General features: G+C 35.9%; 11 protein-coding genes and 1 pseudogene. 3 read left to right on the top strand and 9 right to left on the bottom strand.

Annotated features, from left to right (window positions below; all coding sequences use genetic code 11):
• Positions 1–95 precede the first annotated feature (95 nt).
• From QRE67_RS01895 to QRE67_RS01890, 3 genes and pseudogenes are all read right to left on the bottom strand, one after another.
• Positions 96–1625: a thiol-activated cytolysin family protein gene (locus QRE67_RS01895; protein WP_286123287.1), complete on the bottom strand. Its 1530-nt coding sequence runs from the start codon at positions 1623–1625 to the stop codon at positions 96–98.
• Between the two features lie 313 nt (positions 1626–1938).
• Positions 1939–2034 (bottom strand): annotated as a pseudogene (locus QRE67_RS28810) (DUF4158 domain-containing protein); the annotation flags it as partial.
• A gap of 347 nt (positions 2035–2381) precedes the next feature.
• Complete coding sequence (locus tag QRE67_RS01890; protein ID WP_286123286.1) at positions 2382–3749, bottom strand: beta-propeller fold lactonase family protein; 1368 nt, start codon at positions 3747–3749, stop codon at positions 2382–2384.
• A gap of 602 nt (positions 3750–4351) precedes the next feature.
• On the opposite strand from QRE67_RS01890, the gene QRE67_RS01885 reads away from it, so the two are divergent.
• From QRE67_RS01885 to QRE67_RS01875, 3 genes are all read left to right on the top strand, one after another.
• Positions 4352–4831 (top strand): COG4315 family predicted lipoprotein, encoded by a 480-nt coding sequence (locus QRE67_RS01885; protein ID WP_286123285.1) that lies wholly within the window; start codon positions 4352–4354, stop codon positions 4829–4831.
• Between the two features lie 121 nt (positions 4832–4952).
• Positions 4953–5504: an RNA polymerase sigma factor gene (locus tag QRE67_RS01880; protein ID WP_286123284.1), complete on the top strand. Its 552-nt coding sequence runs from the start codon at positions 4953–4955 to the stop codon at positions 5502–5504.
• 12 nt (positions 5505–5516) lie between these two features.
• Positions 5517–6251, top strand: coding sequence for an anti-sigma factor (locus QRE67_RS01875; protein WP_286123283.1), 735 nt, complete (start codon positions 5517–5519; stop codon positions 6249–6251).
• A 399-nt stretch (positions 6252–6650) separates the two neighbouring features.
• Here QRE67_RS01875 and QRE67_RS01870 read toward each other — a convergent pair whose 3' ends face one another.
• The 6 genes from QRE67_RS01870 to manA all read right to left on the bottom strand — a co-directional run bounded on the left by QRE67_RS01870 (position 6651) and on the right by manA (position 13787).
• Complete coding sequence (locus QRE67_RS01870) at positions 6651–6851, bottom strand: hypothetical protein (protein ID WP_286125397.1); 201 nt, start codon at positions 6849–6851, stop codon at positions 6651–6653.
• A 161-nt stretch (positions 6852–7012) separates the two neighbouring features.
• Positions 7013–7888, bottom strand: a complete 876-nt coding sequence (locus tag QRE67_RS01865) for an ROK family protein (protein WP_286123282.1) — start codon at positions 7886–7888, stop codon at positions 7013–7015.
• Between the two features lie 38 nt (positions 7889–7926).
• Positions 7927–8946, bottom strand: coding sequence for a zinc-dependent alcohol dehydrogenase family protein (locus QRE67_RS01860; RefSeq protein WP_286123281.1), 1020 nt, complete (start codon positions 8944–8946; stop codon positions 7927–7929).
• 174 nt (positions 8947–9120) lie between these two features.
• Complete coding sequence (locus tag QRE67_RS01855) at positions 9121–11628, bottom strand: beta-mannosidase (RefSeq protein ID WP_286123280.1); 2508 nt, start codon at positions 11626–11628, stop codon at positions 9121–9123.
• Between the two features lie 78 nt (positions 11629–11706).
• Positions 11707–12768, bottom strand: a complete 1062-nt coding sequence (locus QRE67_RS01850) for a BtaManbiosPhlase (protein WP_286123279.1) — start codon at positions 12766–12768, stop codon at positions 11707–11709.
• Between the two features lie 65 nt (positions 12769–12833).
• Positions 12834–13787 carry a mannose-6-phosphate isomerase, class I gene (gene manA, locus QRE67_RS01845; protein WP_286123278.1) on the bottom strand — a complete coding sequence of 318 codons (954 nt, stop codon included), beginning with the start codon at positions 13785–13787 and terminating at the stop codon, positions 12834–12836.
• Positions 13788–13815 lie beyond the last annotated feature (28 nt).

The raw sequence follows: 13815 nt of genomic DNA, 5'->3' as shown, positions 1-13815 counted from the left end.
AAATCAAGAAAATGCCAAAAAAATTCGGCATTTTCTTAACATAATCTTTTTTCAACAACGTGAAGCGCCCTGTAAACAGGGCGCTTCACTTTTACCTAATGACTAATATTAGCAGTTGGGTATAATGTTGTTCCTCCAATTGAAACCTTTATTTCGTTTGTTAATGGAACATTTTGTTCATTAATAATTGTTCTCCACCATTCCCATGCAAGACCTGTACATTCTCTCGCTACGACTTTTACATTTTTTGAATTCGGTGGAAGTGGTATGACTGTAGAGAAATGAGCAGTTTTGTCTCTGCCGCTTCCTTCCCAAGTTTTATGTGTTAGTACTTCTTTTCCATTTTGATCATATGAGAATTCATCCCAAGATACATCAAATTGAGCAACATATGCACCAGAATGATCAAGCGTCATTTTAGCACTTGAATATTCTGTAGTTGTAGTCTCAATATAATCTGTATTGTTATGAACAGCAGCAGTTGCGTTATCTTTTAAGAAAGTGCTTGTATATGAAATTGGGTATGCTGGATTTTTAGGACTTAATTCTGCATTATCTTTAATGATATTTCGTATTTCATTAAAATCTTTTGTAACAACCTTGTTATGCTCTTTTGCATCTCCGCCTAATACCACAGCGGTAAAAGTACTGTCTTCAAAAATATCTTTGTACTGTCCACTCGTTTCGACGCTGTTATTCTTAATTAAGGCTTTAAAGGCAGCTTGTACATCTTTGCTCTTAGATGTTGTTTCTAATTTCACATAAATTGTTCTGCCATAAGCTACATTTGACACCATAACAGGCGGAGCCGTATTACTTACCCCTTTACGAGTTAACTCACCAAAAGTAACACTATTATCAAAAAGATCTGATGGATTGTTAGGTAGTTCTGCACTTACGGTATAAAATATTTGCTTATATGCCGCAACCATCACTTTTTTCTCTCCATTTGCAATCGCATTAAAGTCAATGTTCAGCCCATTATCAAGATATTTAGCGTTAACATTAAGAGCACTTGCTATTTGAGATTTACTATAAACCATAGATTCTGTATACTGCATTCTTGCAGGTAACGTATGTGTTTTTGAATACTTTTCATTCCAAGTAGATACTAAATCATCTACTGCTCCAGACACATTACTATATGTTGGATTTTGGACAGTTATTGTATTTTCTTTTCTCATGCCAGGTAAGTCTATACTAATATTCAAAGGTTTTCTCTTAGCCACTAATAAACTAGGTTGATTATCTGCAAAAGCTTTATTTGCAAGTTGTACTGCTCCTGGATAAGTACGATTAGCCACAGAATCAATAATCGAAATATCGACTGGTGAAGTTGTAAGTGATTTTTTCTCACGTTCAACTACTACAAATTTACCATTTGAATTTATACTTTCTTTCGGAACAAAACTCTCTACTTTATCACCATTTACTGCTAAAATATCTCTACTATCATACTTTAAATTTGCTATGCCAGTATTAATGCCACTAGCATTTTTTGTTGCATCAGCTGAATTACCTGTTTGTGTTTCCGCGAAGGAAATAGATGAATAATTAATAGTGCATAAACTAACTAATAAACATGTTAGGAATTTTATTCCTTTAGTATTTTTCTTAATTTTCAAAAAATCAACCCCTTCCTTTTTTTCGTATTAAGGTATGATAATTATTTATAAATAATTGCTAAATAGTGAACTTACATAAATGCTTTTAAAAGTTCTTGAACTAATGGAAGTGCTCCACCTACAAATTTTAAAATTGTCATTGCGATTGTCATATTATTTTCTCCTCTTTTGTTGTTGCTAAGATGTGATTTATCTTTATGTTTTCATTATAGTAAGCGTTTACATTTTTATCAACACATTCTTATATGCAATATTACATATAAGAATGTAGCAAGTTCCCTCTGCATTGTTAATAAGAGTAGCATTAATCATATTTTTCATTCGCAGATAATGGTCTTCCTGGAAAACGTAAGTAAGAAATTTATATGGCAAATCCTAATCTATTAGCGACTCCCCGCTGTTTTTTTACTTTTTTAAATTAGAAACACTCCATATTTTAACTGGTTTTTGAATCGTATATATTTTAAATTCATCCCAATAGAGTTAATCTATTGATACTCAATTAACTTTGCGTTAAATAAGGCTTGCTGATGGGTTCTGGTGCAAACCTCGAATTTTGTCAAAATATGAATAAAAATATAATGTAAATACTGAACACTCTATTTGCTTTTCATCATAAAAATTCATTGTAAAATTATTAATTACGAATAAAATGTACCTGATGATTAGTTAATATTCACTTTGATTTTGCTATATGATTCTTTTTGCACCAGAACCGTTTTTGCTTATACGGATTATGTCACTTGGAGCTATTGCTTATTTCTCAAAAATCTTTTTGCCCAAAACAAACCAGACATTATTTACGCCTTGTCCATTTATATCACCGACTTGCTTATCTTTAAAAAAGTAATAAAGAGGGTGACCTTTATACGTTGTTTGTTTCTGTCCATCTTCTCTTGTGATGGTTCTAAAATCGCTTTTATTAAATCCACTAGGAGCCACTATATTTTCTGCATGAAATGGAGGCCAAATTTCAAGACATTTATCTTTACAATTACTTACTCCCGACTCATCCTTTGTGAAGTAATAAAGTGTCATTCCTTGATCGTCTGCTAAATATTTTCCGATTCCATCCGATTTTAACACTTGAAGCTTGTATTTGTTTGACTCATCACGGATCGTATCGGTGATGGAAAAGGTTTTTACATTCACACGGGCGATGGAGAGATCGCGATTAAGGACGTAAGCGCGTTCTCCATCCCGGCTAAAGACAATGGCTTGCCGGGGTTCTGTGAAACCGCTGATTGTCTTAATCACACGGTTATCAGAGACGTTGATCACATCGATAGTATTGTCCGCCTTGCTGCTTGCGAAAAGCAGGGTACCATCGGGCGACAGGGCTGCACCATATGGCTCACGTCCAACTTTTACCTCGTTGACGATTTGTCCTAGAGAGGTGTCCACCACGGAAATGCTGTCACGATCGCTGTTTGCGGCATACAATGTACGACCATCAGCAGTCACGGAGATTCCACGAATCATAGAGAAACCGGTAATCTCACGTACTATGTTCTTAGTGACCGTATCAACTACGGACACCTTATCTCCCTTAAAGTTCGTCACAAACACATATCGTCCATCCGGAGAGACTTTAATACCTTGGCGCGGTTGGGCGAAACCGGTGATGACCGCAGTCGGTTTGCGTTTCTCAAGATCCACGATGGTTACAGAACTGTGTGCCTGATTGTTCACGTACAGCGTCTTTTCATCAGGGCTGACGGCGGTACCGAATGCACCTGGACCGACCACGACTTCATCCTTTAAGGTTAGGCTTTTTGCGCTGTAGAAGCGCAAAGTGCCTAGCGTGCTGTCCGAGACGACGAACTCTGAGCCACCATCAACGAATACGATGTTCCTCGGTGTGACAAAGCCATCAATTTCCTTACGTAAAGTGCCTTTAGCAAGGTCATAGATACGGATGGATTGTTTGCGACTATCTGAAACAATCGCAATCTGCTCATCGGGACTTATGGCAAGGGAGTTGTTGGTGATGCTGCCATCGAAGCTCTTCTCTGCCACAGGGCTTTTGCGCTCAGTAGATGAGGCAAAAATGGCAGTCGGAAGAATAACAACAAACATCAAAGCTGCAATCAATACACTTTTAAATTTCATTTTTTTAAACATTTCTTCACCTCGATGGAAAATTTTTTATATAACAGATCTTAAAGACACGCGAATAAGTTCCATAGCACCACGCAAGCACAACAGGTAAACAAGACATCGGTAATCACTAACCATAGACAAAACATCTTCATTTAACCAAGAATTCGCACCCCAATACAAAGTATTTATTTATTATTCTATTACGGTTTACACTTGTTTGTAGATGGTTTCGATTGATTACTTTTATCACCCTGATCGTAATTTAGTTCCCGCTTACAACTTTGGGTTTTTGTAAATATCTCACATATTTTTGATTCCCTCCTTTTGTAATCATATCTGAATTTTTATGCCTTCGTTCTAAGTAAACGTACAGATGAACAGATCGGTTCGAATATTATTGAGAATAATACCAACGAATCAAGTGGTTCGGTTTGGCTTTCTCTATTTTAGCTACCTATTTTTCACTAAAAAAAGATGTTGGAGAAGATTAATTTGATACTGTTCAACATAATGTTGTGATTGAAAAGTGATTTTAGTAATAAGAAAAAATTTTAATTTTTTCAAACCTTTTAAAAGCTAGGATCGTTATCTTAAATGTAAATAATTTTCGAGGAGGAATAAGGATGAGAAAATGGTCGTTTATCGTATCAACTTTCGCCACAATCTTGTTGTTAGCTGCGTGTAACATTGGAATAGAGGAAAGTGCTCAAACAAGTACAGAATCCTCTAGTAATGAAAACGCTAATAATCAGGATACATCAACTTTACAATTATTAGAAAACGAAAAAGCCGGAAAATACTTAGCTGATTCAAAAGGAATGGCTCTTTATTATTTTACGAAAGATAAATCTAAAAAAAGTAATTGTAGTGGAGAATGTTTAAAAAATTGGCCGCCATTTACTGCGGAAGAATTTGAAGTCCCATCAGGCTTTGATAAAGCTTATTTTGGAACAATTACAAGAAAAGATACAGGAGAAAAGCAAGTAACCTATAAAGGTTACCCACTTTACTATTTCGTTAATGATAAAGGAAAAGGAGATGTGAACGGACAAGGAGTTAAGGATGTATGGTATATTGTGAACACTGAAACTATCTTTAATTAAAATAAACATTCCATATAAAGGAACAATCAACTTAGTTGATTGTTCCTTTTCTTCTCCTCCAATTATATAATTTAAGTAAAAAACCTTTTTGAAAATAAATCATGGGGAGGGGTAGCAGCGAGTGAAAGATAAAAGTGATTATGAATTAATGAATTTAGTCAAAAAAAAGCATCGTCCTGCATTAGAAGAACTATATGAACGTTATGTTAAATTAATATATAGTTTCGTTTTTAAATTTACTCAGAGGAATGAAGAAAAGACGAAGGAAATTATTCAACTAGTTTTTTTGAGGCTTTGGACGACAAAAAGTACATATGATACCTCTAAAGGTGAATATGTAAATTGGTTACTTACTATCACTCGAAATATTTGTATAGATTATATCCGTAAAGATAGTAAAGAAAATCTTAATAGGATATGGACTGAATCTCTTAATTCTGACAAACAGTTTGAATTAGAAGATCCAAGTAATGAGATTGAAGATAAAATAAATAATACTGAGATCCAAGAGGCAAAGAATAAATTATCTCAACCACAAAAAAGATTAATTGATTTACTTTACTGGAGAGGATATTCACTTAACGAAATTGCAAAAATGGAAAATGAGCCATTAGGAACCGTTAAGAATAGGCTTCATCAATCTCTTAAACGATTAAGAAAGTATTTGAATTGAGGAGGTTAAGTAATGGAGAGGAATTGTAATCATTTACTTTCTTATATTACAAATGAACTCAGTGTTGATGATCAAAAAGATTTTAAAGATCATTTGAAAAACTGTCCAAAATGTGATAAAGACTATATTCAGATAAAAGAAGCGTGGGAAGCACTCCAATTTGACTTTGAGGAAACGGAAGTACCGGAATCATTAAAATCTGAAGTGCTTGATTTTGTATTTGCACCACAGCAAAAGGAACCAGATTCATTCGTAAGTAACCTAAAAAAATGGTTAACTTATTTCAAACAGCAGTTTACACCTTTGGCCACCGTATTAGTTTTAATATTATTAATTACGACAACGGTATTCACTATTGCAAATATCCAAATGAGCAATCAAACGTTAACTGGTAAAGAACTAAACAGTCAGCCAGTTGAAATTTTATCTACTCTTTCTTTAAATTCCGTCGATCAAAATAGATTGGAGGCTAATGGACATGCTTTTATTGTGCAGCAAGGAGACGAAAAAAAGCTAGTTGTACAAGTAAACAATTTACAAAAAGCAGAGGGCGAAAAAGTTTATCAAGTTTGGTTACTAAACGATGGCGTACGGAAAAATGCTGGGATTTTTAAACCCAATAACTATGGTTCAGGTATGTTGACATTTGAACTTCAGGAAAATGAAACCTTCGATAACATTGGAATAACGTTGGAACCAGACCAAAATAGCGTACAGCCAAGAGGGGAAAAAATAGTTGGAACATAAATAAACAAAAATTAGTAGATATATTCCTCAACTAGTTTTTGGGAATGGTTTTAAATCCAGAATTATTCATTTTATGGAAAGTCATAAAGAAACCCCTCTTTGTTGTAGCCAAAGAGGTCTTTTCTGGTTTTATAGGCAAAACATAATGGATAGTACGCTTCATTAATTGTTTATTTCTGCACTCTTCCTTAAATATGTTCGTAAAAGTGTCCCTAAATCTTTAGTATGAAATTTAGGGACGTTCGTTAATTGTTTATAGTTTTATGGACACACTTTGCGTATTTATAGCAAAAAAATAGATCGAGATCCTCGATCTTTAAAATTAGCATAATTAGGGGCAAACCAGGGTAATAGTTCACAATATTTATTATATACTACTTATTTTTAATTTTGAATATTTTAACTGCAATCAATCCGAATATCCATATTGAGAAAATTTTTATAAATATGAGGTTTAACTAAGAAAATTCGAATGTAAACTAATAGATATTTGTTTACATTCAAATCCCTATAATCATTTCCCTCATCAAAAGCTGCTGCTTTATTCGGGCCAAAAACGCGAAGTCCCTCTGCTTCAAAACGATCGATAATACCGCTCATACCTCCAGTTACAAATCCACTGTGTTGAACTGCAAAATACTTAGTGGATTTAAACGTATATGAAAATACGATAGATCAGAGTATCAAGACCCCTAAAGGGTTTCCCAACACTCTAATCTATCGTATTCTTTTTCAATATAGCTTTAGTCATTTGTTCTTGCCTATTTATACGAAGTGAGTAACACTTCTCGTTTTGCAAGTGCTAATGCCCCACATAGTCCCGCGTTATCACCCAATTTAGGTGCAATGACATACTGATCCAGCTGTTTCACTTTAATGTAATTATTTAATAAATCTTGTAACTGTTCATAGATTAAAGGAAATAATTGGCGCTGTTTCATAACCCCGCCACCCATAATGATTTTTTTAGGAGAAAGAATTAATATATAATTCATTAGAGCTTGTGCTAGATAAAAGGCTTCCATTTCCCATACCTTTTCCTCATGTTCCAACTCTGCTGCGCGTTCCCCCCACCTTTTTCCGATGGCAGGGCCGGCTGCCATTCCTTCTAAGCAATGTTGATGAAATGGACAATTCCCCGTAAACGAATCTTCTGGATGTGTTCGGACTAAAATGTGCCCCATTTCGGGATGAGACATTCCATGTAAAAGCTTTCCTTCTACAATGGCACCTACCCCTATTCCTGTTCCGACTGTAATATAAATGCAACTGTCTACATCTTGCGCTGCACCCCACTCCATTTCGCCAAGTGCAGCCGAGTTAACATCTGTGTCAAAGGCAATAGGGATAGAAAAGTGTTCCTTCAATTCCCCTAATATATTGTAATTATCCCAATGCAGTTTAGGAGTACTTGTAATATACCCGTACGTATCACTTGTTTCATCCAAATCTACCGGTCCAAATGAGCCTACTCCAATCGCATCTAACTCCTTACTTTTAAAGAAAGAGATAGCTTGCTTCATCGTTTCTTCAGGTGTTGTAGTAGGAAAGCTTATTCGTTCGATTATATTTCCTGTTTCGTCCCCTATTCCACAAACAAATTTTGTTCCTCCAGCTTCAATGCCGCCTAATCTCATTCTATCCCGCCTCCTGCTTTTGAACTAGGTTTTATATATTAAACATTCTCTTGTGGTACGATAACTCCCTTCGATACCTGTAAGGTCGAATAGGATTTCATAGTTTCCGATATATTGTCTAAGTTAAAGAAATGACTGATTAACGGTTCAATCGAAACTATTTTTTGATGAATAAGTGAAATAGCTTCTTCGTGTGTGTACGGATTAATAAAAGAACCCATAATTTTCAATTCTTTTGCGAAGATTTCAAATGGTGAAACTGAAATTTTTGTTTCTGGTGAAGAAACACCGAATAATAAAATTTGTCCACCTTTTTTTGCCGCTAAACAAGCAAGTTCCATGCTTTCTTTTCGGCCAACACACTCTATAACAATGTCTGCTTTATTTCGTAATACGGCTCCTGACTGATTAGATAAAGGATTGATGATAATATCTGCTCCAAGTGCATGGAGTAATTTATGTTTATTTTCACTAGGCTCACTTACCACAATAGATGAAACGCCCTGTTTTTTTATGAGTTGTAAAAATAATTGTCCGATAAAACCGCCACCAATAATTAATACAGTCTGATTAAATCGGATGTCCAATTTTCTAAATCCATGAAGCACGCATCCAAGTGGTTCTACCATCGCTCCTTCAACAAAACTTATTTCATCTGGGAGGCGGTAACAATTTTCTTCCGGAACTATACAGTACTCACCCATTCCCCCATCTCTCGTAACCCCAATGGCTTGCAAGTGATTACATAAATGCGGACGACCATTCCTACAATATTCGCACCCTCCGCAGTAAATATTAGGGTCTACAGAAACTCTATCTCCTACCTGCAAAGACGTAACATTTCCGCCAAGCTCTACAACTTCCCCAGACAATTCATGCCCAAGAATAACGGGAGGAATCACTTCCGCTGATCCGGGATGTCCGTGAAAAATGTGTTGGTCCGTTCCACAAATTCCACACGCTTTTACTCGAATGTGCACTTCTTTCGAGTACAATGCTCGTTCCTCTTGATCCTCTACGTGTATGTTTCCTTTGCCTTGAAATACAGCTGCCTTCATATGTATTTCCTCTTTTCTTTACTCATTTATCCCGCTATTCGCGGGCAGTAAAACCCCCACCTCAAGATTCTAAGGAAGCCAAAGAAGATAGGTGAGGGATAAACTGTCCGTAAAGCCCGATTAGTGAGGGATAATAATCAGTGGGGGATGAAGAACCCCCCACTGGTAGAAGTTTTACTTTATGCTATTGATTGCAGAAACAGAAAGAGATTCCCAAGGAATACATTTTCCTTGTGCTTGTGTTACTTTTACTTTCTTCACTGTATTTGGCTGTAAATCAAAGAAATTATCAGTAAATACAAGCTGTTCCATATTCATCTCTATTTTTACCATACGTGCAAATGTATTAGAGGTAATAGATATCTCTTGCTTTTCTTCATCTACCATAATGCTTAAATTGGATGAAGGTAACGCCAATTCTTTATGATCACGGAAATAATATATATTTTCTTCTAATTCATGCCGCAAGGAACGGATAACAATGAAAGATGTTTGAGGATCCATTCCATTTAATGCTTGCTGTTCCGAGATACTAGTGATGTAGGCTGAAACATTTGGTTCAACACAGACAGAACATACTCTTGAAAAATGTTTTGTGCCATAGAAATCATAAACAGACAGCTCCACATCATCTTCATAAGGTTTCAATGTATCATTAACCACCCAAATCTTAATATCTTGTTCTGATTCGTGATCAATCGTTAATAAGACCGGGCTGAAAAATTTACGTGCATAGTGATAGGAGGCCTTTGGCAAAAGATAATAATCAATAACAGACCAACTTGTACCAGGCCAACAATCATTCAGCTGCCAAACTAAAGCCCCGCTTGTATTAAGCTTATTCCTTCTGTAGTGTTCAATTCCATATTTCAGACCTTCCGCTTGTGTTAGCATAGAAAAATTCATGTATTCCTCAATGTTATCAGGGGCACCTGTGTATCCTTCCATAAGTAAAATTCCCTTTGGATGGTGGATATCTTTGTTACGATACGCCATTTCATTGCTTCCCCAGAAAAATTGGTTATCTGGAATATTTTTCTGCAAAGTGTATCGATTGGATGAAGCGTGCATCCCAAACTCACTCGCAAATGTAGTTGTATCTTTCTTAAAATTCTTAAATGATACCCCTTCGATGCTATAATCTACTGTCTGCGGTTCCCCAAACACACGAGGCTCGATATTTCCATGCCAAACTTGCCAATTGTGAGAATCACCTTGTTCACGCGAATTATGATCGTTTCCACCATAAGGGGAACTTGGCCAAAATAGACGGGTCGGATCAAGTTCTTCCAACAATTCCGGCATTAATTCATGATAAATTTTTTCTCCATAAAAGGGATGCTGTATTTCACCAGATGACTTTAGGGCTTCATATAGCCAATCGTTCTCGTTATTCCCACACCATAGCGCCAAGCATGGATGGTTTCGTAACTGTTTCACGACATGTACAATTTCTTGATATACATTTTCCATGAAATTTTTGTTATAGTCCGGGTAAAGTGCACAAGCAAACATAAAATCTTGCCAAATTAAAATTCCCAATTTATTGCACTCATCATAAAAGACTTCCTTTTCATAAATGCCACCGCCCCAAACTCGAAGCATATTCATGTTTGCATCTTTTGCCATCTGAATCAGATGACAATAATGTGAGTCCGGTACAGAGGCTAAAAAGCTATCAATCGGAATCCAGTTTGCACCTTTCGCAAACAATGGCACCCCATTCAATACAAACGTAAAGCAATGGTCTCCACTTTGATTGCTTCGTTGTACTTCAATAGTGCGAATACCGATGTCCTGACTATCTTCATCAACGATGTCTCCATCGGCGTACAGTCTAGTTGTGAGCGTATACAAATTTGGAGTACCAATATCATGAGTCCACCATAAATTAGGGTTATCTACATGAAAAGTTATATTAGCTTTTTTGTTATGAAATCTAACTCGCTGTGTTTCTATTATGTTCTGACCAAATGCTAATATAATTTCTGTTTCATATTCTTTTGTTTTAGTATGAGTAGCAATCTCCACATCGATTTGAACTGTTGCTCTATTATTTTCAATGGCAGTCGTACGAGAAAAAACGTTATTGATCTTTGCATACTTTCTTTTTTTCAAATGTACATCTTTCCAAATGCCCGCACAAACAAGACGCGGTCCCCAGTCCCATCCAAAATGACTTTGAGCTTTACGGGTCCAGACACGCTTCTTACTGAAACCAGACCAATAATACTGTACTTTATCTTTTATACGCATTTGAATAGGATCAAACTTTACCGCTAGTACATTTTTTCCTATCTTCAATTCACGTGTTACATCGAATGTGTGGCTAATAAACATATTTTCTGTGGAACCAAGTTCGACTCCGTTGAGATAAACGGTTGCGTACGTATCAAGCCCCTCAAATGTAAGTTCCATCATTTCCCCATCATGTATGTTTCCTTGAAACTCAAAAGTTGTGCGATACCACCATACTTTTTCTTCTACCCATCTGCACTTTTGGTCATTATGTCCGAAGAAAGGGTTTTCAATGATGTTACGTTCAATTAACGTAGAATGAACATCTCCAGGTACTTTTGCAGTAATCCAAAAATAATCGATAAAATCAGGAGAAGCAATCTCTAAATCTCTCATTTCTCCTACATTAAAATCGCGAATTTTCCAGTTATCATGCAGCTTCATATACTTTCTCCTCACATGATTTGTATTTTGCACTAAAAAACAAAAAAGAACGGAAAAATCTTAGTGTATATTTCCAAATTAGCAATATGTGAGTGAATCAAGGATTTCCTGAAGACTTAATTCAGCACATGCCATCGAAGTATCTGCTACGCCATAGTACATTTTTACGATGTCTCCTTCTACCAGTACGCCGCATGAGAAAACAACATCCCCAAAGAATCCCTCTTTTTCGTAGTCAGCTTCTGGTTCCAAAACCGGCTTATCGGAACGAGCAATGACTTTTGTTGGGTTTTCTAGATCCAGTAAAACAGCTCCCATACAATATCTATGTTCTAGAGTTGCACCGTGATAAAGTTCTAACCATCCTTTTTCTGTTTTGATTGGAACTGCACCTCCACCGATGCGCCCACTGTCCCACATGTTATTTCTTAGCCCCATTAAATGCTGGTGATTTCCCCAATATAATAAGTTATTAGATTCTGCAATCCAAATTTCAGGATCACCAATACTTTTTAAGCTTGGTCTATGAAGAGCGTAGTATTTCCCATTGATTTTTTCAGGGAAAATAAGCACATCTTTATTTTCAGGAGCAAAAATCATCCCATGATGTTCTACAGTAACGAAATCCTTTGTAGACACCATAGATTCTCCGATGCCTAAAGGAGAAACAGCACTGAAGTAAATATAGTACCTGTCTTCAATTTGTGTTACACGTGGATCTTCAATCCCAAAAGTTTCAAATTTGTTGGTTGGGTAAACAAACGGTTTTTCGTCAATAGTGAACGTATGACCGTCCTTACTACGTGCGATACGAATATAGGATAATGATGTTAAATATTCAAATGCTTGTGAATTTGATACATTTCGAATCACACGTGGATCGGAAAAATCATACCGTTCATCTTCTGTATGGAATTCTATAATATCCAATTCATTTGTTTCAGGACAGAATACTGGTGCCTTAACAATCTTAGGATCTTCACTTATCGGACGCTCTGCTACACGGAGCAGAAGAAGCGTTTCATCTTTATACTTTGCAACACCTGCATTAAAGGCTCCGATTACTTCAAAGTCTTCTCGATGAGGCTTTACATCTAAAGGGGTAATAATGGGATTGTTTTCATAGCGATATGTTTTCATGATTATTTCTCCTTATTTTTCAAATTGTATGAATGGGTCTTCTAAGAAATAGCCAGTCTTCCTATTCACTGGTTTGAATTTGATACAATGATTGTGATATTCCCTTTTATTTCAAATTCTCCAAAGTCACTTGGTAAAATGAAATTTTCTCCTTTTGATAAGAAATACGATTTATCATCCTTAAACAGTTCTGCTTCTCCATCAACAACACTTAGTAATAAATAATTTTTATCTTGTCGTAATTTAACTTCTCCTCTTACATCCCATTTATAAACAGAAAAATAAGTTTCTTCCACAAACGTAGTCACAGTTGCCCCTTGAAATTTTTCAATTTTTGGATTGCTTATAATTTTTTTATGAGGAACCATTGTTACATCAATTGCTTTTTGTAAATGAAGTTCACGTGTATTGCCATCCTCATCAACCCGGTCATAGTCATACACACGATATGTAGTATCAGAGCTTTGTTGTGTTTCTAAAACAAGCGTTCCTTCACACAAAGCATGAATTGTGCCGCTTGGGACATAAAAAAAGTCTCCAGGTTGAATTTTTTCTCGGCGAAGTAGCTTGTTCCAATCTTTTTCTTCCACCATTCGAACAAACTCTTCCTTTGTTGTAGCATTATGACCAAAAATAATTTCCGCATCATCTTTGCAATCAATAATATACCAGCATTCTGTTTTTCCAAGTTCACCATTTTCATACACATTTGCATAGGCATCATCGGGATGCACTTGTACTGATAAATCCTTATTTGCATCTAAAATTTTAGTTAAAAGTGGAAAAACTTCAGACTGTGGATTTCCAAACAAACTTGGATGTTTCTTATACAAATCTTCCAATTTCATTCCTTTATATTTTCCTTCTCTTACAACACTTTGACCATTTTGATGTGCAGAAATAGCCCAGCATTCCCCAGTATGATCAGAAGGAATTTGATACTCAAATTTATTATGTAATGTTGTTCCGCCCCAGATACGTTCTTTGAAAACGGGTGTTAAAAAAATAGGTTCTTTCAAGACATAAACCTCCATTTGTGTTTTTAAT

It is taken from the genome of Bacillus sp. DX3.1 (assembly GCF_030292155.1).
In the GTDB taxonomy this organism is placed as follows: domain Bacteria; phylum Bacillota; class Bacilli; order Bacillales; family Bacillaceae_G; genus Bacillus_A.
This window is presented reverse-complemented; position numbering and strand designations above follow the sequence as displayed.

Excerpts from the sequence above, each read along its gene's own strand:
- QRE67_RS01890 (WP_286123286.1), bottom strand. The coding sequence starts at position 3,749 with ATGTTTAAAAAAATGAAATTTAAAAGTGTATTGATTGCAGCTTTGATG.
- QRE67_RS01885 (WP_286123285.1), top strand. The coding sequence starts at position 4,352 with ATGAGAAAATGGTCGTTTATCGTATCAACTTTCGCCACAATCTTGTTG.
- QRE67_RS01875 (WP_286123283.1), top strand. The coding sequence starts at position 5,517 with ATGGAGAGGAATTGTAATCATTTACTTTCTTATATTACAAATGAACTC.
- QRE67_RS01870 (WP_286125397.1), bottom strand. The coding sequence starts at position 6,851 with ATGAGCGGTATTATCGATCGTTTTGAAGCAGAGGGACTTCGCGTTTTT.
- QRE67_RS01865 (WP_286123282.1), bottom strand. The coding sequence starts at position 7,888 with ATGAGATTAGGCGGCATTGAAGCTGGAGGAACAAAATTTGTTTGTGGA.
- QRE67_RS01860 (WP_286123281.1), bottom strand. The coding sequence starts at position 8,946 with ATGAAGGCAGCTGTATTTCAAGGCAAAGGAAACATACACGTAGAGGAT.
- QRE67_RS01855 (WP_286123280.1), bottom strand. The coding sequence starts at position 11,628 with ATGAAGCTGCATGATAACTGGAAAATTCGCGATTTTAATGTAGGAGAA.
- QRE67_RS01850 (WP_286123279.1), bottom strand. The coding sequence starts at position 12,768 with ATGAAAACATATCGCTATGAAAACAATCCCATTATTACCCCTTTAGAT.